General features: G+C 60.2%; 20 protein-coding genes. 3 read left to right on the plus strand and 17 right to left on the minus strand.

Going from position 1 to position 20,002, the window contains the following annotated elements:
- Nucleotides 1-40 precede the first annotated feature (40 nt).
- Together AC1DWG_RS07620 and AC1DWG_RS07625 are read right to left on the minus strand one after the other, a co-directional pair.
- Nucleotides 41-2,185 (minus strand): 3-hydroxyacyl-CoA dehydrogenase NAD-binding domain-containing protein, encoded by a 2,145-nt coding sequence (locus AC1DWG_RS07620; RefSeq protein ID WP_477762412.1) that lies wholly within the window; start codon nucleotides 2,183-2,185, stop codon nucleotides 41-43.
- Between the two features lie 24 nt (nucleotides 2,186-2,209).
- A complete protein-coding gene (locus tag AC1DWG_RS07625) occupies nucleotides 2,210-3,415 on the minus strand; it encodes an acetyl-CoA C-acetyltransferase (protein WP_477762413.1) in 1,206 nt (401 codons plus the stop codon).
- A gap of 602 nt (nucleotides 3,416-4,017) precedes the next feature.
- Between AC1DWG_RS07625 and AC1DWG_RS07630 the strand changes: the two genes are divergently transcribed.
- Entirely contained in the window at nucleotides 4,018-4,839 is an 822-nt protein-coding gene (locus tag AC1DWG_RS07630; protein WP_477762609.1) for a c-type cytochrome, read from the plus strand.
- 116 nt (nucleotides 4,840-4,955) lie between these two features.
- Here AC1DWG_RS07630 and AC1DWG_RS07635 read toward each other — a convergent pair whose 3' ends face one another.
- The 10 genes from AC1DWG_RS07635 to AC1DWG_RS07680 all read right to left on the minus strand — a co-directional run bounded on the left by AC1DWG_RS07635 (nucleotide 4,956) and on the right by AC1DWG_RS07680 (nucleotide 13,965).
- The gene (locus AC1DWG_RS07635; RefSeq protein ID WP_477762414.1) at nucleotides 4,956-5,765 is read right to left on the minus strand and encodes a transglutaminase family protein; all 810 of its coding nucleotides are present in this window, start codon (nucleotides 5,763-5,765) and stop codon (nucleotides 4,956-4,958) included.
- Nucleotides 5,762-6,712 carry an alpha-E domain-containing protein gene (locus AC1DWG_RS07640; RefSeq protein ID WP_477754166.1) on the minus strand — a complete coding sequence of 317 codons (951 nt, stop codon included), beginning with the start codon at nucleotides 6,710-6,712 and terminating at the stop codon, nucleotides 5,762-5,764. Before AC1DWG_RS07640 ends, AC1DWG_RS07635 begins: the two co-directional genes overlap by 4 nt.
- Before the next feature lie 12 nt (nucleotides 6,713-6,724).
- Complete coding sequence (locus AC1DWG_RS07645; protein WP_477754167.1) at nucleotides 6,725-8,134, minus strand: circularly permuted type 2 ATP-grasp protein; 1,410 nt, start codon at nucleotides 8,132-8,134, stop codon at nucleotides 6,725-6,727.
- A gap of 366 nt (nucleotides 8,135-8,500) precedes the next feature.
- Nucleotides 8,501-8,845 carry a ribonuclease E inhibitor RraB gene (locus AC1DWG_RS07650; protein WP_020796118.1) on the minus strand — a complete coding sequence of 115 codons (345 nt, stop codon included), beginning with the start codon at nucleotides 8,843-8,845 and terminating at the stop codon, nucleotides 8,501-8,503.
- A 210-nt stretch (nucleotides 8,846-9,055) separates the two neighbouring features.
- Nucleotides 9,056-9,289, minus strand: a complete 234-nt coding sequence (locus tag AC1DWG_RS07655; protein ID WP_477754169.1) for a hypothetical protein — start codon at nucleotides 9,287-9,289, stop codon at nucleotides 9,056-9,058.
- Between the two features lie 151 nt (nucleotides 9,290-9,440).
- On the minus strand, nucleotides 9,441-10,316 hold the full coding sequence (speE, locus tag AC1DWG_RS07660; protein WP_477754170.1) for a polyamine aminopropyltransferase: 876 nt from the start codon (nucleotides 10,314-10,316) through the stop codon (nucleotides 9,441-9,443).
- 250 nt (nucleotides 10,317-10,566) lie between these two features.
- Nucleotides 10,567-10,758 (minus strand): PLDc N-terminal domain-containing protein, encoded by a 192-nt coding sequence (locus tag AC1DWG_RS07665; protein WP_477787573.1) that lies wholly within the window; start codon nucleotides 10,756-10,758, stop codon nucleotides 10,567-10,569.
- Nucleotides 10,759-10,840: 82 nt separating this feature from the next.
- Nucleotides 10,841-11,371: a hypothetical protein gene (locus AC1DWG_RS07670; protein WP_477762415.1), complete on the minus strand. Its 531-nt coding sequence runs from the start codon at nucleotides 11,369-11,371 to the stop codon at nucleotides 10,841-10,843.
- Nucleotides 11,372-11,510: 139 nt separating this feature from the next.
- Nucleotides 11,511-12,029 (minus strand): ankyrin repeat domain-containing protein, encoded by a 519-nt coding sequence (locus AC1DWG_RS07675; RefSeq protein WP_477754172.1) that lies wholly within the window; start codon nucleotides 12,027-12,029, stop codon nucleotides 11,511-11,513.
- 97 nt (nucleotides 12,030-12,126) lie between these two features.
- Nucleotides 12,127-13,965: a long-chain-acyl-CoA synthetase gene (locus tag AC1DWG_RS07680; protein ID WP_477787574.1), complete on the minus strand. Its 1,839-nt coding sequence runs from the start codon at nucleotides 13,963-13,965 to the stop codon at nucleotides 12,127-12,129.
- A 356-nt stretch (nucleotides 13,966-14,321) separates the two neighbouring features.
- Between AC1DWG_RS07680 and AC1DWG_RS07685 the strand changes: the two genes are divergently transcribed.
- Nucleotides 14,322-14,600, plus strand: a complete 279-nt coding sequence (locus tag AC1DWG_RS07685; RefSeq protein WP_108219055.1) for a DUF3509 domain-containing protein — start codon at nucleotides 14,322-14,324, stop codon at nucleotides 14,598-14,600.
- 151 nt (nucleotides 14,601-14,751) lie between these two features.
- On the opposite strand, the gene mtnC is transcribed toward AC1DWG_RS07685, so the two are convergent.
- The 5 genes from mtnC to aroC are packed head-to-tail and all read right to left on the minus strand — an operon-like array spanning nucleotide 14,752 to nucleotide 18,894.
- Nucleotides 14,752-15,435, minus strand: a complete 684-nt coding sequence (gene mtnC / locus AC1DWG_RS07690) for an acireductone synthase (RefSeq protein ID WP_477762417.1) — start codon at nucleotides 15,433-15,435, stop codon at nucleotides 14,752-14,754.
- A 4-nt stretch (nucleotides 15,436-15,439) separates the two neighbouring features.
- Nucleotides 15,440-15,985, minus strand: a complete 546-nt coding sequence (locus tag AC1DWG_RS07695) for a 1,2-dihydroxy-3-keto-5-methylthiopentene dioxygenase (protein WP_477787575.1) — start codon at nucleotides 15,983-15,985, stop codon at nucleotides 15,440-15,442.
- 20 nt (nucleotides 15,986-16,005) lie between these two features.
- The gene (locus AC1DWG_RS07700) at nucleotides 16,006-16,626 is read right to left on the minus strand and encodes a methylthioribulose 1-phosphate dehydratase (protein WP_477762419.1); all 621 of its coding nucleotides are present in this window, start codon (nucleotides 16,624-16,626) and stop codon (nucleotides 16,006-16,008) included.
- On the minus strand, nucleotides 16,623-17,768 hold the full coding sequence (locus AC1DWG_RS07705; protein ID WP_477762420.1) for an MFS transporter: 1,146 nt from the start codon (nucleotides 17,766-17,768) through the stop codon (nucleotides 16,623-16,625). The genes AC1DWG_RS07700 and AC1DWG_RS07705 overlap by 4 nt, the downstream gene beginning before the upstream one ends.
- Before the next feature lie 34 nt (nucleotides 17,769-17,802).
- A complete protein-coding gene (gene aroC, locus AC1DWG_RS07710; RefSeq protein ID WP_477762421.1) occupies nucleotides 17,803-18,894 on the minus strand; it encodes a chorismate synthase in 1,092 nt (363 codons plus the stop codon).
- Between the two features lie 83 nt (nucleotides 18,895-18,977).
- Between aroC and AC1DWG_RS07715 the strand changes: the two genes are divergently transcribed.
- Nucleotides 18,978-19,976, plus strand: coding sequence for an alpha/beta hydrolase (locus tag AC1DWG_RS07715; RefSeq protein WP_477762422.1), 999 nt, complete (start codon nucleotides 18,978-18,980; stop codon nucleotides 19,974-19,976).
- Nucleotides 19,977-20,002 lie beyond the last annotated feature (26 nt).

Below are 20,002 nucleotides of genomic sequence, written 5' to 3' on the forward strand. Positions count from 1 at the left end.
CGCTGTGACAAGGCAAGCCCCGAAATGCAACATCTCCCCCTTAGAACGCCTCCCCTTTGGCCGCCTTCTCCAGCAGCAAGGCGGGCGGCGCGAACCGCTCGCCATATTGCTTCGCCAGATACTGGGCGCGGGCAATAAAGTCCTGCACGCCGTACTGGTTGATGAACTGCAGTGCACCGCCGGTCCAGGCGGCGAACCCGATGCCGAAGATCGAGCCAACGTTGGCATCCGCCGTGGAGGCCAACACGCCCTCCTCCACACAGCGCACGGTTTCGATGGCTTGCACGAACAGCAAGCGATCACGCACATCCTTCGGCGAAATCTGCCCATCGGTTTTCTCGAAGCGCGCCTTCAACTCCGGCCACAAGTGTTTCTGGCCGCCCACCGGATACTCGTAGAAACCTCCACCGGCAGCCTTGCCCGGACGCTTGAACTCATTGAGCAGCACGTCAATCACGGCAAATGCCGGGTGTTCTATCAGCGGTTTCCCTTCTGCTTGCAAGTCCTTGGCGGTTTGCAGGCGGATATGGCTCATCAGGCTGAGGGAAACTTCGTCAGAGATCGCCAGCGGTCCTACCGGCATGCCGGCTTTGCGCGCTTCAGTCTCGATCATCGCCGCGCTCACGCCCTCGCCCAGCATAGCGATGCCTTCGTTGGTGAAGGTGCCGAACACCCGTGAGGTGAAGAAACCGCGGCTGTCATTGACCACAATCGGGGTTTTCCTGATTTGCAGGACGTAATCGAAGCCGCGGGCCAGGGTTTCGTCGCTGGTATTGGCGCCCCTGATGATTTCCACCAGCGGCATTTTTTCCACGGGGCTGAAAAAATGCAGGCCGATGAACTTGCTCTGGTCGGGCACGGCGCACGCCAGGCCGCTGATCGGCAAGGTCGAGGTATTGGAGGCGATCACCGCGTCCGCGCCGACGACCTTCTGCGCCGCCAACGAAACCTTGGCTTTCAAATCTCGATCCTCGAATACGGCCTCGATGATCAGGTCGCAACCGGCCAGGTCGGCATCGCTTTCGCTGGTTTGAATGCGTGACAGAACGGTGTCGCGTTGCTCGAGGCTCATTTGTCCGCGAGCGACTTTCTTGTCCAGCAGCGCCGCCGAATGCGCCTTGCCCTTCTCAGCCACCGCGAGGTTGATGTCCTTGAGCACCACCTCGATACCCGCCGACGCGCTGACAAACGCGATACCGGCGCCCATCATCCCGGCACCGAGCACACCGACCTTGCGGGTGACATAAGGCGCAAAACCTTGAGGCCGCGAGCCGCCGGCATTGATTTCGTTGAGCTGGAACCAGAACGTGCCAATCAGGTTTTTCGAGACCTGGCCGGTGGTCAATTCGGTGAAATAGCGGGTTTCGATCAGGTGTGCCGTATCGAAATCCACCTGGGCGCCCTCGACCGCCGCGCAGAGGATTTTCTCCGGCGCTGGCATCGTGCCCTGGGTTTTGCTGCGCAGGATCGACGGTGCAATCGCCAGCATCTGCGCGACTTTCGGGTTTGACGGTGTGCCGCCCGGTATCTGGTAGCCCTTCACGTCCCAGCGCTGTACCGCCGTCGGGTTGGCGAGAATCCACGCCCGCGCCTTGGCCAACAGGTCTTCTTGATCGGTCGCCAGCGCGTCGATCAATCCTGCCTGCAACGCTTGTTGCGGTCGCAGTCTCTTGCCTTCAAGCAGATAAGGCAGGGCTTTTTCCAGGCCGAGCATACGTACCATGCGCACCACGCCACCACCGCCCGGCAGCAGACCGAGGGTGACTTCCGGCAGGCCGAGTTGCACTGATGGATTGTCCAGCGCCACGCGGTGATGGCAGGCCAGGCAGATTTCCCAACCGCCGCCCAATGCGGCGCCGTTGATCGCGGCGACCACCGGCTTACCGAGGGTTTCCAGGGTACGCAACTGGCCCTTGAGGGTCAGCACCATGTCGTAGAACGCTTTGGCTTGGGGCTTGCCGACCTTGATCAGTTCGTTGAGGTCGCCGCCAGCGAAAAACGTCTTCTTGGCCGAGGTGATGATCACACCGGCGATGCTGTCCTTGTCGGCCACCAGGCGCGCAACGCAGTCAGCCATGGCTTCGCGGTACACCGCGTTCATGGTGTTGGCGCTCTGACCGGGCATGTCGATGGTCAGGACAACGATCTGGTCCTGGTCTTTTTCGTAACGAATGGCTTCGTTCATAACTGGGTTCCTTGAAGTCCGGGCTCAGAGGCGTTCGATGATGGTGGCAATGCCCATGCCGCCGCCGACACACAGGGTCGCGAGGCCATAACGCAGGCGTCGGGCTTCCAGTTCATCGAGCAGCGTGCCGAGAATGGCGCAACCGGTGGCGCCCAGCGGGTGGCCCATGGCGATTGAGCCGCCATTGACATTGACCTTGTCCGGATCGACGGCCATGTCCTTGATGAATTTCAACACCACGGAGGCAAAGGCCTCGTTGACCTCGAACAGATCGATGTCTTCAACCCGCAGCCCGGCCTTGGCCAGCGCCTTGCGGGTCGCCGGCGCAGGGCCAGTGAGCATGATGGTCGGGTCGGTGCTGGTGACCGCAGTGGCGACAATCCGCGCCCGGGGCTGCAAGCCCAGCGCCCGGCCCTTGGCTTCGGAGCCGATGAGCATCAGCGCCGCGCCGTCGACGATTCCGGAACTGTTGCCTGGGGTGTGGACGTGGTTGATCCGCTCGACGCGGCTGTAGACCCGCAGTGCGGTGGCATCGAAGCCCATCTGCCCCATCATCTCGAAACTTGGCTTGAGCTTGCCCAGGCCTTCCAGGGTCGATTCGGCGCGGATGAACTCATCGTGATCGAGCAGGACGATGCCGTTCTGGTCCTGCACCGGCACCAGCGACTTGTTGAACGAACCGTCGGCCCGCGCCCGCGCAGCCTTTTGCTGCGACTGCAGCGCATAGGCATCGACGTCCTGACGGCTGAAGCCTTCAAGGGTGGCGATCAGGTCGGCGCCCACACCCTGTGGCGTGAAGTGGCTGTGCAGGTTAGTTGCCGGGTCCAGCGCCCAAGCCCCGCCATCGCTGCCCATCGGCACCCGCGACATCGACTCGACACCACCGACCACCACAAGGTCTTCGAAGCCGGAACGCACTTTCATCGCGCCGAGGTTCACTGCCTCCAGCCCCGAAGCGCAGAAACGGTTGATCTGTACTCCCGCCACACTGACATCCCAATCGGCCACCTGAGCGGCGGTCTTGGCGATGTCGGAACCTTGATCACCAATCGGTGTCACGCAGCCGAGCACCACGTCATCGACCTGACTGGTATCCAGAGCCGTGCGCCGTTGCAGCGCGGTGAGCAAACCGGCAACCAGGTTCACCGGCTTGACGCTGTGCAAGGCGCCATCGGCCTTGCCTTTGCCACGGGGCGTGCGTAACGCGTCGAAAATCAATGCTTGGGTCATGACGTCCTCGAACCGCAGTGCAGATGGGTAAATACCGAGTGCCCACTCTTGGCCCGAGCCACGTTTGATTCAATGACCGCAGCGCTCACAGACGTTGACGCTCACGCTCAGACGGACGGTAGTCAGCTACCGGATTAACCGATTCAAGACACCAAGCTGTCTAGCCAACGGGCGCCAAAGAAGCTGGCAATAGGCCTCATACCTTTTTTAAAGCGAATCGTAACGACTCCATATGAAATGGATCTAAACCAAGCGCAGCGCGGGCTCTAAGGTGAACTTGTACGAAGTTGTCGTCGGGTTTTGCCGAGGCGCTCGTCACTACAGGAAGTGCAACGCTCTGCCACCATGGAGCTATGCGGGCAGGCATCAGGAAATAACAAAAAAGGCGGTCAAGCCATGTTCAAACAATCGAAAGTACGTCAAGCCGGGCTCATCCTTTTCGCCACCACGCTGTTGTTGATATTGCCGAACCTGACCAAGGTGATCGGCTAGTCGCGTCTAAAAGATACGGCGTCACAGTTTTTGAATTGCCACTCTCAAAATGTGACTGGCCCGCTACCCGGGCCAGCGTGGCTGTGCCAATCTTGCGGCACTTGCACGACATGGACGGCGATCACTTGAAAATGCTCATTCTGCTCGGGGCCATGCTGTTCGGCTCGCCCCTGTATGCCGCACAGCTGAACCTGGAGCTGGGCGCGAACAGTCGCACCTGGCAGACCGAGCAATTGCTCAAGCATCCTCAGGTTCAAACCATCAACATCAGCAACGACGTTTCCTACAAGCGGGACATGAGTTACCGCGCGGTGCCGCTGTCCGCATTACTGACCGGCATCAAGCCTGACGACCACCTGCAAGCCGTGGCCCTGGATGGCTTTGCCGCCGAAATGGCCGCGGCGCCGTTGCTCAATACCCAGGGGGCACAGGCGTGGCTGGCGATTGAAGACCCGGCCAAACCCTGGCCACCGCTGTCGGAAGGCAAGCCAGGCGCCGGGCCGTTCTATCTGGTCTGGAGCAATCCGCAGGCCGGCAACATCAGCCCCGAACAATGGCCGTTCCAGGTGGCGAGCATCAAACGCCTGGCGCCCGTGGCCGAGCGCTTCCCTGCCCTGCTGCCCGATCCGGCGTTGAAGGCGGATGATCCGGTGAACAAGGGATTTGCGTTGTTCCAGAAGAATTGCCTGGCCTGCCATCGACTCAACGGCGCCGGGGACGCGCAATTCGGGCCGGACCTGAATATTCCGTACAACCCGACCGAGTACTTCGGCGCGGACTTCCTCCTGCGCTACATTCGCGATCCACAGAGTTTGCGCCAGTGGCCGCAGGCGAAGATGCCCGGGTTCTCGACCGAGGTGTTGCCGGATGGGGATCTGCAGATGCTTGTTGGGTATTTGCAGCATATGGGTGGGCGCAAGGTGAAGCCCTGACTCGCATGCCCTCCGTAGGAGCTGCCGGAGGCTGCGATCTTTTGACGTTGTCTTATTAAAAGCAAAATCAAAAGATCGCAGCCTCCGGCAGCTCCTACAAAGGGCGATCCACGGTATTACTGCTGCTGCACGGCAATCACCGGCGCCGGCGTCGGTGAAACCAGCACCTTGGCGTGCATCTGCTCACACCCGCCGCCCCGGCGCATCCCGCGCACCGGACAGGCATCCAGGTAGTCCAGGCCCACCGCCAGCTTCAGGTGACGTTCCGGCCGGGCCAGTTCATTGGTCACGTCGAAGCTGTACCAGGCATCATCCAGCCAGGCTTCGGCCCAGGCGTGGCTGGCCAGGTGTTCGCTGTTTTCGCTGTACAGATAGCCCGACACATAACGCGCAGGAATGCCCAGGCTGCGGGTACAGGCGAGAAACGCGTGGGTGTGGTCCTGACACACACCGGAGCGTCCGGCAAAGGCCTGGGCCGCGCTGGTGTCCACTTCCGTGGAGCCCGGCGTGTAGGTCATATGCTGGTTAAGGCCATGCATCAGATCGATCAGCGCCGTGCGATCGCGGCGCTGCCTGCATTCCTTCTCGGCGAACGCACGCAGGGCGGCATCGGCTTCGGTCAAACGGGTGAAGCGCAGAAACGGCAGCGCCGACTGGCTCTCGTGTTCGGCCTCACGCCATTCGTCGATATCGACCTGGCCACGGGCGCCGATGATGATCGCCTCGTGCGGTTCGTCCAAGGTCAGCACATGCAGGATGTTGCCGAACGGATCGAGTTGCGCGCGCACCGGACGCGGCAGGTCGAGCTGCCAGCTGAGCACGTGCTGACGCTCGCTGTCGTGGGGAGTCAGGCGCAGATACTGGATGCTCGCCCGCACCTTGTCTTCGTAGTGGTAGGTGGTCTCGTGGCTAATGGAAAGTCTCATGCGGCCTCCAGATAAGAACTGTGAATCGCGTTACCCAACTGGCGCACCAGCGGGATGAACTCGGTCAGCCAGGCGTGCAGGCCTTCGTCAAGAATTTCGGTGATGCCGGTATAGCGCAGGCGTGCGTCCATTTCTGCCGCCAGGCGTTGTGCTGGACGACCATTGGCCCCCGGTAATTGCGCGAGGATCAGGTCGATTTCTTCGGTGCAGGCGCGCAGGGATCGCGGCACATCGGCCCGCAACAACAGCAATTCCGCCACATGCCGGGCACCGGGGGCATCGCGGTAGATTTCCGTGTAGGCCTCGAACGACGACAACGCCCGCAACAACGCGCTCCATTGGTAATAGGCGTGAGCGGTGCCATCGCTGACCGCTTCGGCTTGGTCGCCGGCCATTTCGTAGCGGGCATCGAGCAGGCGCAAGGTGTTGTCCGCCCGCTCGATAAAGGTCCCCAGACGAATAAAGCGAAACGCATCGTTACGCATTATGGTGCCGTAGGACGCGCCCCGGAACAGGTGGGAACGTTCCTTGATCCACTCGCAGAAACGGCTCATGCCGTAGCGACTGAGGCCCTGTTCGGCGATGCCGCGAATTTCCAGCCACGTGGCGTTGATGTTTTCCCACATGTCGGCGGTGATGCGCCCACGCACCGCATGGGCGCTGGCCCGTGCGGCACCGAGGCAGCTGTAGATGCTCGCCGGGTTGGCCGCATCCAGGGCGAAGAAATGCAGCAGCCGTTCGGCATGCAATTCACCATGGCGCTCCAGGTAATCGTCCAGGGTGCCAGTGATCAACAGTGGCATGGCCAGTTCGTGCAAACCGTCGCCACGACCGTCTTGCGGCATTAGCGACAGCGAATAGCTGATGTCGAGCATCCGGGCGAGGTTTTCCGCCCGCTCCAGGTAACGCGACATCCAATACAAATCCGAGGCAGTTCTACTTAACATGACAGGCTTCCTTTAATCCTCGACCACCCAGGTGTCCTTGGTTCCGCCGCCCTGGGAGGAATTGACCACCAGGGAGCCTTCGCGCAGGGCGACGCGGGTCAAGCCGCCGGGCACGACCCGGGTTTCACGACCCGACAGGACAAACGGCCGCAAGTCGATGTGGCGTGGCGCAATGCCGTTTTCGACAAAGGTCGGACAGGTCGACAGCGACAGCGTCGGTTGCGCGATATACGCATGGGGCTTGGCGATGATTCGCGCGCGGAAGGCTTCGATTTCCGCCGCCGTCGCCGCCGGCCCCACCAGCATTCCGTAGCCGCCGGAGCCCTGGGTTTCCTTGACCACCAGTTCTGGAAGATTGGCCAGCACGTGGGAAAGCTCAGACGGATTACGACACTGCCAGGTCGGCACGTTCTTCAGGATCGGTTCTTCGTCCAGATAGAAACGGATCATGTCGGTAACGAACGGATACACCGACTTGTCGTCCGCCACCCCCGTGCCGATGGCATTGGCCAGCACCACGTTGCCGGAACGGTAGGACGACAACAGCCCCGGCACGCCAAGCATCGATTCCGGGTTGAAGGCCAGGGGATCGAGGAAGGCGTCGTCAAGGCGACGATAAATCACGTCAACCGCTTTCGGCCCGTCGGTGGTGCGCATGTAGACCTTGTCGTCACGCACGAACAGGTCAGCGCCCTCCACCAGTTCCACGCCCATTTCCCGGGCCAGGAACGCATGTTCGAAGAACGCACTGTTGAAGCGCCCCGGCGTCAGCACCACCACGCTCGGGTTATCGATCGGGCTTGAGCTTTTCAGTGTGTCGAGCAGCAGGTTCGGGTAATGGTCGATAGGAGCGATGCGTTGCGCCGCGAACAGCTCGGGGAACAGGCGCATCATCATCTTGCGGTCTTCTAGCATGTAGCTGACGCCGCTCGGTGTGCGCAGATTGTCTTCGAGCACGTAGTAGGTGCCATCGCCGTCACGCACCAGGTCGACGCCGGAGATGTGCGAGTAGATATCGCGGTGCAGATCCAGGCCCTGCATCGCCAACTGGTACTGCTCGTTGGCCAGCACCTGCTCGGCCGGAATGATGCCCGCCTTGATGATGCGCTGTTCGTGGTAGAGGTCGGCGAGGAACATGTTCAACGCCTTGACCCGCTGGATGCAGCCGCGCTCGACGACGCGCCACTCGCTGGCGGGGATGCTGCGGGGAATGGTGTCGAAGGGAATCAGGCGCTCTGTCCCTTGCTCATCACCGTAGAGCGTGAAAGTAATCCCGGCGCGATGAAACAGCAGATCGGCCTCGCGTCGCCGTTGTGCCAGAAGCTCGTCAGGCGTCTCGGCCAGCCAACGGGCAAACTCCCGATAATGCGGGCGGACCTGGCCGCCGGCATCGTACATCTCATCAAAATAGTTGCGGATCATGCCGTACTCCTTGTCACTCGGACGTCCAGACCTTCGCAAGGCCCGTGCCATCGGCATAAACGCTTAAATTTCAATCGGTTGGATAATCAAGACGCACGCGCCGCACCAATCCTGTGCGACAAATGCCCCAACCTGATTGCCCCCGCTTCATTGCAAGGCGCTGTGATCGCCTATCACCAGCATAGTCAGAGTTGATTTCACTGCCCGGCAGTCGCTGGGGATAATTCATGCATTCGCTGGAAAACCTGCCGATCTCCCCTTATAGCCGCCTGCCCAGGCGGTTTTTTTTCCTTTCTGCAACGTGCTGAAACGAAAACGGCCAACCCGAAGGTCAGCCGTCATTGCTGGTTGTCACTGTTCATAAGGTTATGCGAGTCGCCCTCGTACCTCCTGTTTCACACCCCAGCCTTCGATGATGCCACCCAACGGCTCGACCACTGCTTCGAAACCTTGTTCGAAGTCGCCGATGTCGTCATAGGTGGCATACATGACCTTGCACAACTCCAGCGCCCAGGCGCCATCGTCGCGCACACTGATTTGCGCATCCAGGGATTCACCACGGTGGAAATGACCTGCCGCCCTGCGTGCCCGCTCCTCGTCCGGGAAAATGGCGTAGAACTCGATGGGATGAAACCGCGAAAAGTCAAAACCGCCTTCTTTCATGCGGCGCAACACGCTGCTGCTGATGTCTTCTTGATAGGCTGTGCTCATGAAACGTCCTCCTCAATACGATGGATAGACTTTCCGTACTCCCTCACCCGCAACCGAACAGCGCGAGCGACGGCAACCGATGTGCCGGCGGGAAACAAGCATGGAGCTGACAAGACCAGACCTTAGCGATTCATTCGCTGATCTCGCTTGCAGAGTAGCCTCAAGATAGAGCCTCTGCCAAGGCCTGGATGTGAATGCGACAGGTGCCGTTCAGATTGGAGTAATGCCGAGGATTTGAATGCTGTTCTGGGTCTTGAGGTTCTTGACGCTGGCGTCAGCGGTTCGCCCTTCCAGATCGTTCAGATCCAGTTCGGCGGCAATAGGAAGGAGCCGGGCCTTGATGAGTTTGGCAGCGCGTTCGTTATCCGGGCACTCGTCGCACTCAAAGACTTCGTCGACAGTTTCACCGTGATCATCCACGAAAGTGATTTTCCACTTTTGCATCAGAGCCTCCTAGAACAAACCCGCAAATGGGCTTACATCTATCTGGACTTTTGCCCTGAGTGATCGTTCAAACGGTTTATGGGGTGTTGGCATGAAATCATGGAACTGTGGGAGCGAGCCTGCTCGCTCCCACAAGGGTTGCGTCCTACTTTCAGTCGTTGCTTGGCTTGCCCACAGCCTGCAGAACGTACTGCGGCAAGGCGAAGGCGCCGATGTGGATTTCCGGGTTGTAGTAGCGGGTGACGATGCCGCTGCCGGCGAAACGCTGTTGCAGGGTTTCACGAGACAGTTGGCGATAAGCGGTATTGGTGGCGCCCCAGGCGAAGGTCATCGAGCCACCGATGTAGGTCGGCACGGCGGCCTGGTAGAAGTGCCAGTCCGGGAACAGGCTGCGCAGGCGACCGGCGGTGGTCTTCACTTCTTCGATCTGCATGAACGGCGTGCCGTTCTGCGTCACCAGAATGCCGCCTTCGTTCAGGCAGCGGTGGCAGGCCTGGTAGAAGTTTTCCGAGAACAGCACTTCCCCCGGTCCGATCGGGTCGGTGGAGTCGGAAATGATCACGTCGAATTTTTCAGTGGTGGTGGCGACGAAACGCATGCCGTCGTCGATCACCAGGTTCAGGCGTGGATCTTCGAATGCACCTTTGGAGTGGTTCGGCAGGAATTCCTTGCACATGTCGACCACGGTGCCGTCGATCTCGACCATGGTGATGTGCTCGACACTGCGGTGCTTGGCCACTTCACGCAACATGCCGCCGTCGCCGCCGCCGATGATCAGCACGCGCTTGGCGGTGCCATGGGCGAGGATCGGCACGTGAGTCAGCATTTCGTGATAGATGAATTCGTCGGCTTCGGTGGTCTGGATCACGCCGTCCAGCGCCATCACCCGGCCCATGCGCGGGTTCTCGAAGATCACCAGGTGCTGATGCTCGGTGCGCACTTCGTGCAGCAGTTTTTCCATGCGAAAACGCTGGCCGTAGCCTTCGTAAAGGGTTTCCAGGTAGTCGCTGGTCGGGGTGTTGCTCATGGGAAGTGCTCCGATGAATGCGGGTGGCAACGGACGGTTACCCGCCCATGATGGTCATTCGATCGTATCGATTGACCGGGAAAGGCGCGCATTCTACGTCGCGGAACATGACAGGTCGAACCTTCGTCATCGAAGTACCCACAGAACATTGTGGGAGCGAGCCTGCTCGCGAAGCGGCCGATGCGGTGTCAGTGGCTCCGCGTTATCGTTCTTCGCGAGCAGGCTCGCACACAGGTTCAGTGTCGCCTGTTCAGAATTTGACGTTGCCCCGCGGTCCGGCGATGGCCCAGATGATCAGTCCCAGCACTGGCAATAGCGCAATCAGCAGCACCCAGAGGATTTTCCTCCCGGTCTCGGCGCTACTTTTGAAGACGTTGATGATGGCCCAGATGTCCAGGGCAAAAATGATCAAGGCAACCAGGCTGTTGAACGTGGAACCCATGGTGACGCTCCTGAAGAGTGATTTGCCCTCTCAGGATAGACGGTCGCCGCGAGGGTTCCTTTTTATTGACAGTGTTTGGCTATCAGACGTGGATCGCCACTTTCAAGGCTTCCAGGGATGGCGCGGCCACGATGCCGACTTCGGCGCACAATTCCAGCACGCGTGGCACGTCATTGCCGTAGACCAGCACCACCTGCAACTCGTCATCGAGCAACTGGCTGAAATTCATCAGCGTGTAGCCACCGTTTTCCTTGTTCATGCTGCTCATCTGCACCTGGATTCGGTTGAGCGCGGTCAGGGCTTCGGTCTTCGCCAGTTGCTTAGGCTTGAGATTGAATTCCACGCCCGGACCGAACGACGCGACGATTTGCGCGAACAGATCCATGTAGGTGTCCGCCTGGAACAGCACCGTTTCCGGCAGGCTGCCGACCACCACCCACTCACCCAGCGGGATCGGGAAGCTGTCGTCGTAGTTGATGTCCGGATTGGCGGCCAGGAAAGCATCCTGATCGGCGTAGGCCTGGGCCGCTTCGTCCGCGACCTTGAGGATTTCGTCTTCGCCCATGCACCCGGAGCTGATTTTGCTGATGAGTTCGACGAGTGCGGCTTTCATGGGGCGGATCCTGTAGCGAGGGGAATGTTGAGGGCGCGAAGGATAGCGCAAGCCAAAAAAGATCGCAGCCTTCGGCAGCTCCTACAGGTGTACGCCACTCAATGTAGGAGCTGCCGAAGGCTGCGATCTTTTAAAGCAATCAGCCAATCAGCTTCTCAAGCTGAGCAACCGTATCGGTAGCGCCCATGGTTTTAGCCGCTTCCAGCGCAGTGATGCCATTGGCGTCCTTGGCTTTCGGGTCGGCGCCCTCGCCGATCAGGTAATCGACCACTTCAACGCGGTTGAACATCGCCGCCATCATCAGCGCCGTGCGGCCATCGAAGGACGAGCCTTCAACCTGCGCGCCACCCTCGACCAATGCCTTGATCACCGCCAGGTCGCCCTTGAAGGCGGCGCCGGCAATCGGGCTCTGGCCGTTGTCGTTGCGGATCTCCGGGTCGGCCTTGTGCTCCAGCAGGACTTTTACCGTGTCCACATGGCCGTGGTACGCGGCCAGCATCAGCAAGGTATCGCCCTTGTGGTTACGCAGGTTCGGCGGCAAACCCTTGGTCAGCAGCGCGGCCATCATTGCCGCATCGCCCTCCCGTGCCTTGTTGAATACCTGTTCGGTGAATTCGGCGGCTTCTTCGGGGGTCATCTGGCGGCTTTTGTCTGACATTGGGCACTCCCTTTTCTGTCATTCGTAAAAGCCGACAGTTTCCCGAGCGGCCCCGGCACTGTCACTTGTTTTTTCTCATGGGCCGCCATAGCCAGATTCAATAGCGGTACTTTCCGCCGTGAATGTCGGACAACAACTGCTCGGTGACCTGCACGTAAGTCTGGGTCCCCGGCAGCCAGGCATAGATCGGGTCATCTCCGGTTTTACTCGGGTCGAAGGCCTCGTCCTTGAGTCGGGTCTTCTGATATTTGAACGTTCCGGTGGTTTCCATTTTCACTTTCACCCGCAGGAACAACGGCACCGCATAGGCCGGCATTTGCTCACGGGCGAAGGCCAGCAGTTCGCTGAAGTCCAGGGTTGCCAGGGATTCGGCAGGCGTGATCGCCGCCATCCCGGCGCGGCCATTGGTGTTGCGGATTTCCACGCCATAGGCCACGGCTTCGGAAATATGCGGGTGTTGCAGGAGTATGTTTTCAACCTCCGTGGTCGAGACGTTTTCGCCCTTCCAGCGGTAGGTATCGCCCAGGCGGTCGACAAACTGCGCATGACCGAAACCGATGTTGCGCAACAGGTCGCCGGTGTTGAAGTAGCGGTCACCCTTCTCGAACACATCCTGGAACACGACCTTGGCGGTTTTCTGCGGATCGGTGTAGCCGTCCAACGGTGCCTTGTCGTCGATTTTCGCCAGCAGCAACCCCTGCTCGCCCTTGGCGACCTTGCGCATCAAGCCGTTGGCCTGACGAATCGGCGCGCCGCTGTCGTGGTCGTACGCGACCAGCTCCCAGGACATCAGGGAAAAACCGATGGTGTTGTCGAAATTGAGAATGTTGGTGAAACCGATATTGCCATCGCTGGCGGCGTACAGCTCACAGATGTGATTCACCGCAAAGCGGGTCTTGAACTCGCTCCAGGCGCCGGGACGCAAACCGTTGCCGATCATTTTCTTCACATCGTGCCGGCTGTCGTCGGCGCTGGGCGGTTGATCGACCAGGTAGCGGCACAGTTCGCCGACATAACCGATGGTGGTCGCCCGGTACTTGCGCGCATCGTTCCAGAACTGACTGGCGCTGAATTTGCGGCGGATGGCGAACCCGCTGGCACCACTGACGGCCGCCCCCCAGCACACGCAAAGGCCCGTGGCGTGGTACAGCGGCAAGGTGCAATAGACGACATCGTCGGGGCGCATGTCCAGGGCGATCATGCCGAAGCTCGCAGAGCTGCGCATCCAGCGTCCGTGCTTGAACACGCCAGCCTTGGGCAGGCCAGTGGTACCCGAGGTGTAGATATAAAAACAGGGATCGTCGAAGAAAATCTGCTGGCTGCCGGGTGGGTTTTCGCTGGCATCGTCGAGACTGGCGGTCATCAGGTTGATGAAACCTTCAGGCGCGATACCCGGTTGGCGAGAGGTGTCCTGATCAGCGACGAACCAGGTTCGGTCAGCCTTGATCGACACCCGATCACGCACCGTCAGGTACGCCGGGACCAACTCTTCACCGACAACGATCGCCACCGGCGCCACCAGATTCACACTGTGCACCAGGGTGTCGCGGGTCTGCGAGGTATTGAGCAGCGCACTGATCGCGCCGACCTTGGCCACCGCGAGAATCGTCACCAGCAGTTCCGGACGGTTCTCGATAAAGACCGCCACCACATCACCCTTGCCGATGCCTTGGCCGATCAGGTGATGGGCGATGCGATTGGCCCATTGGTTGACCTCGGAGTAACTGAGCGTTACGTCGCCTTGCAACAGCGCCGGGCCATCCGGGTTGCGCAACGCAGCTTGCTCGACACTCCAGCCCAAACCACACGCCTGGGTCGGGTCCTTGACGTTGGCGGCCTTCATGCCCTTCACCACCCGGGGGATGGCCTTGGCGATGGAAGGCAACTTGCGGAGCATCATGCCCCAGGTAATCGTGTCGTTCGACGTACGGCTCATGATTGCTCCCGTTCGATCTTTTTTTATTGTCGGGTGGCTATGACTGAGCCCGAAAATACGTCAACGGTTCTTGAGCTGTACACGCGGTTTTTGAAATGTTTTGTATCCGCGATCTTGATCTGCGATAGCGCTGCGCGAAGATGATCCCGTGCGCGCCAATTGGTTCCATCGAGTCGCCGACGTACCTGCAAAATGCAGGATGCACGATGGCCATTCATGCAGATTGCACGAAAGCAAAAATCACCAAAAACAATAAGCTATTGATTTTATTAACACTTAACCACTGAAAATACTGGCACAAAGGCTGCAACAGTCTCCCCATGCTTACCATTCAAGTCATCACGGAGCTGAACGACATGAGCCTTATCCAGGAAAAATTTTCGTCCTTGTTCTCCAACTTCGCAGTCACTACCCAGGACCGCCCTGATGGCGGGATTCTGCTGACCTTGCGCAGCGCCGACGGCAGAGAATTCATGCGCTCGATCTCCTACCAGCAATTGCACAATGGCGATCAACTGTCCTGGGTCATCAGCGCGATTCGCCGTGACCTCGCTGAACAGGCCAGCGAATTGCCGCAGATTTCCATGCTGCAGAGCCAGCAACGGTTTGCCCTGCCGACCTATCACTCGCTGTAAAAAACATTGTGGAAAAACACTGTAGGAGCGAGCCTGCTCCGGGCGGCGTTCCGACGATAGCGATCTGTCATTCAACATTGATGTTGACTGACACTCTACAATCGTCGGAACGCCGCCCGGAGCAGGCTCGCTCCTACAAGTTGTGTAGTGCTTAGAAGGCGGCAGGATCGATCCGCGCAAAGCTGTCGACCGTGACATGCCCTGCCAGTTCACCGCCCTCACGGGCCAACCCGCAAGTGGCCATCCCCGCCGCACGCGCCGCCTCGAGTTCTTCGACGATGTCCGACAAAAACAGAATCTGTGCCGCCTCGACCTCAATCGCCTGCGTAATGTTGGCGTAGGACTGCGCCTCGCGCTTGGGCCCTGAAGTGGTGTCGAAGTAACCACTGAACAACGGTGTCAAATCCCCCGCCTCCGAGCAGCCGAAGATCAACCGCTGGGCCTGGATCGAACCGGACGAATAAACAAAAAGTTGATAACCGGCCTGATGCCAGTGCTTGAGCGCGTCAACGGCGTCCGGGTACACGTGCCCCTTCAACTGCCCGGCCAGATAGCCCTGCTCCCAGACCATTCCCTGCAACGCTTTCAACGGAGTGGCCTTGCGGTCTTCGGCAATCCAGCCCAGCAGGATCTCGACAACGCGCTCGACATCGGCGTCCGGCTCATTGCTGTCGCGGCGCACGGCAGCCAGTTGCTCCGCCACATCGACGCGTTCGGCGTGCTGACGGACAAACGCCGGCAAGTGTTTGGCGGCATAGGGGAACAGCACGTCGAACACAAAACTCACCGCGCTGGTGGTGCCTTCGATGTCGGTGAGAATCGCTTTGATCGGCATCGACTCAGTCCTCCAGGCCTGGGAATTGGCTGGCGATGTCTTCGCCGGTGAAGTTGGCCACCCAGCCTTCCGGGTTGTTGAACAGGCGGATCGCAATGAAATGCGGGTGCTCGCCCATGTCGAACCAGTGTTTGGTGCCCGCCGGCACCGAGATCAGGTCGTTTTTCTCGCAGAGCACCGCGTAGACGTAATCGTCGATGTGCAGGGTAAACAGGCCACGACCGGCGACAAAAAATCGTACTTCGTCTTCGCCATGGCGGTGTTCGTTGAGGAACTTTGCACGCAATTCGGCTTTTTGCGGGTAGTCGCTGTTGAGGCTGATCACGTCAACGGTGATGTAACCGCGTTCGGTCATCAGCTTGTCGATTTGCTCTTGATAGGCGGCGATCACTTCATCCTGGCTGGCGCCCGGCTGGAGTTTTATGGCGGCCTGCCAGCGGTCGAAACGCACGCCCTGCTCGGCCAGGGTCGAGGCGATGTCTTCGAAATGGGTCAGCACCTTGTTGGGGATCTCAGGGCTGGAGACGTGATAAACGGACAGGCTGCTCATCAGGGCAACTCCTTAACGGTTCATGCTTTAAAGAGCGAGCGCATCTTCAACTCGCACTCGAACAAAAATTCAAAGGCCTCGATCTGCCGCAGGGCATCGCTCATGCGCGCGCCCCAGGTGTAGAGGCCATGACCACGGATCAGGTAGCCGACGCAATCGGGATGGGCGTCCAGCCAAGGCTGCACCTTGGCGGCCAGGCGCGCAATGTCCTGATCGTTGTCGAAAATCGGCACGCGCACCCGGGATTCGTGGGTGGTCACACCACTGAAGGCTTTTTGCAGTTCGTAGTCTTCGAACTCGATGAAGTCTTGCGGCGTCAGGCGCGACAGCACGGTGGCATTCACCGAATGGGTGTGCAACACCGCACCGATCTCAGGGCGCCAGCTGTAGAGCTGGGTGTGCAACAGGGTTTCGGCGGACGGTTTCTTGCCCAGTTCCAGGCTGTTGCCTGACAGGTCGGTGGCCAGCACATCGTCCATGCCGAGTTGCCCCTTGTGCTTGCCGGACACGGTCAGCAAGGCTTCGGTCGGCGACAGGCGGGTCGAATAATTGCTGCTGGTGGCCGGCGACCAGCCGCGGCCGTACAGAAAACGCCCGGCGTCGATGATTTCCTGGGCGAGGTGTTCACGGGTAAGGCTCATGGCCTGTCCTCTTGCATACGTGTGGCAATGATAACGGCAGCCGCGACGGCTGCGAGACTGGCAATACTAAAGGTCCATGCCGCACCGAGGGCATTCCAGCTGTAGCCGGAATACAACGCGCCCAATGCACCACCGGTGCCGGCCAGGGCGGCGTACAACGCCTGACCCTGGCCTTGCTGGCGCGCACCGAAGCTACGTTGCACGAATGAAATGGCAGCGGCGTGAAAGCTGCCGAAGGTCGCCGCGTGCAATACCTGGGCAAACAACAGCACCCAAAGAAACTCCGCGAGCGAGCCCAGCAACAGCCAGCGCAACGCCGCCAGCAGAAAGCTGGCCATCAGCACCCGGCGCAGCGAAAAGCGCGCGAGAATCCGGCTCATGGCCAGAAACATCAGCACTTCGGCGACCACGCCGACCGCCCAGAGCATGCCGATCACGCCACGGCTGTAACCCAGACGCTCAAGGTGCAAGGTCAAGAACGTGTAATACGGCCCGTGACTCATCTGCATCAGCGCCACGCAGCCGTAAAACGCCAACACGCCGGGGCTGCGCAATTGCTTGAGGAATCCTTCCCCCGTCACCCGGTTGCCCGGCGCCGGTTGGGCATTGGGCACCCACAGGCTGCTCAGGACGATACCGGACAGGATCAACACCAGCGCCGCCGGGTAGATGTCCAGGCTCAACCATTCGAACAAGCGCCCGAGCGCGACCACGGTGATGATGAAACCGATCGAGCCCCACAGGCGAATCTGGCTGTAGCGCGAGGTCTGGCCCTGCAAGTGCGCCAGGGTGATGACTTCGAACTGCGGCAAGACCGCATGCCAGAAGAACGCATGCAAGGCCATGACCATCGCCAGCCAGGCGTAGGTCTTGCTGACGAAAATCAGCGAAAAGGTCAGCAGCGTGCACACCGCGCCGAAGCGCACGATGGCCAGCCGCCTACCGGTGTAGTCGCCCAGCCAGCCCCAGATATTCGGCGCCACGCAGCGCATCAGCATCGGGATCGCCACCAGCTCGCCGATGCGCGCGGCACTGAATCCGAGATGATCGAAGTACAGCGCCAGGAACGGTGCTGTCGAACCGAGCAAGGCGAAATAGAACAGATAGAAACTGGAAAGCCGCCAGTACGGGAGCGCCGCCACGCCTGTCAAACCGCAGCGGCTGCGAGGTCAGCCATTAAAGCTGACCCAGCACCGGTGTGCTCACGCGCACATCGGCGTTTTGCCCACGGTGACGCAGCAGGTGGTCCATCAACACGATGGCCATCATCGCCTCGGCAATCGGCGTGGCGCGGATGCCGACGCACGGATCGTGACGGCCCTTGGTGACGACTTCCACCGGGTTGCCGTGAATGTCGATGGAACGGCCCGGTGTGGTGATGCTCGACGTCGGCTTCAGCGCCAGGTGCGCAACGATGGGCTGACCGGAGGAAATACCGCCGAGAATGCCGCCCGCGTTGTTGCTGAGGAAACCTTGCGGGGTCATTTCATCGCGGTGCTCGGTGCCACGCTGGGCGACGCTGGCGAAACCGGCGCCGATTTCCACGCCCTTGACCGCATTGATACTCATCAGCGCATGGGCCAGTTCGGCGTCGAGACGGTCGAAGATCGGCTCGCCCAGGCCCGGCATCACGCCTTCGGCGACCACAGTGATTTTCGCGCCGACTGAATCCTGGTCGCGGCGCAACTGGTCCATGTAGGCCTCCAGTTCCGGCACCTTGTCCGGGTCCGGGCTGAAGAAGGCGTTCTGCTCCACCGAATCCCAGGTCTTGAACGGAATTTCGATCGGCCCGAGTTGGCTCATGTAGCCGCGAATGACGATGCCCTGGCTGGCCAGGTATTTTTTTGCAATCGCACCGGCCGCGACGCGCATCGCGGTTTCGCGGGCCGAGCTACGGCCGCCGCCGCGGTAGTCGCGCTCACCGTATTTGTGGTGGTAGGTGTAGTCGGCGTGGGCCGGGCGGAACAGATCCTTGATCGCCGAGTAGTCCTTGGACTTCTGGTCGGTGTTGCGGATCAGCAGGCCGATCGAGCAGCCAGTGGTGCGACCTTCGAACACGCCAGAGAGGATCTCGACTTCGTCGGCTTCCTGGCGCTGGGTGGTGTGGCGGCTGGTGCCGGGTTTGCGGCGGTCCAGGTCGCGCTGCAGATCCTCCAGGGATATCTCCAGGCCCGGCGGGCAGCCGTCGACAATGGCGACCAACGCCGGACCATGGCTTTCGCCCGCGGTGGTGACTGTGAACAGCTTGCCGTAGGTATTGCCGGACATGCAGGACGCTCCGTGAAATGAACCTGAATACGTAATGCGCGCCAGTATACGCAGGCTACCCAAGTAGTTCATCCTCGAACCTTATGGGTGCCTGTGAGTCCAACTGGCATCTTCTGGATGATGGCGCGATGATGCTGCGAGTTCTTGCCTTGAGCCTTACCCTGATTTCCGGCTTCGCCCAGGCGACTGTCCTGCAACGACCGATCACATTGGATACAGGCACCGGCGAGCTTTTCGGCTCGCTGTTACTGCCAAAATCCGACAATCCTGTGCCGGTTGTCCTGATCATTTCCGGCTCCGGCCCTACGGATCGCGACGGAAACAACGCCGACGGCGGGCGCAATGACAGCCTCAAGCGCCTGGCCTGGGTGCTGGCCAAACACAACATCGCCAGCGTGCGTTACGACAAGCGCGGCGTGGCCGCAAGCCTGGCCGCCACGCCGGACGAGCGCAATCTGACGGTAGAGGCCTATGTGTCCGATGCCGAAGCCTGGGGCCAGAAGCTCAAGTCCGATCCGCGTTTCGGCAAATTGATTGTGCTGGGTCACAGCGAAGGTGCCTTGATCGCCAGCCTCGCTGCGCCGGGCATCGATGCCGACGCGGTGATTTCCGTCTCCGGCAGCGCCAGGCCGGTTGATCAGGTCATCCGCCAGCAACTGGGCAATCGCCTGCCTCCACCGCTGATGCTGCGCAGCAATGAATTGCTCGACAGCCTCAAGGCCGGGAAACCCGACGACAATGTGCCGCCACCGTTGCAGGCGATTTTCCGTCCGAGCGTGCAGCCGTACCTGATTTCCCTGTTCCGCCAGGACCCGTCCGCGGCGTTTGCCAAGCTGAAAATGCCGGCGCTGATCATCCAGGGCAGCAACGACATCCAGGTCGGCGTCAATGACGCAAGGCTGCTCAAGGCCGCCAAACCGGACGCCGAACTGGCGCTGATCGAGGGCATGAACCACGTCATGCGCATCGTGCCCAACGACGTCAAACGCCAACTGGCCTCTTATAAAGATCCGCAATTACCCCTGGCGGCGGAACTGGGCACACGAATCCTCGGGTTTATTGACGGACTTCGTACCAGCTAAACGCCCCCAGGCCCTCCAGTCTTGAA

Source organism: Pseudomonas sp. P4_B3 (assembly GCF_056402295.1).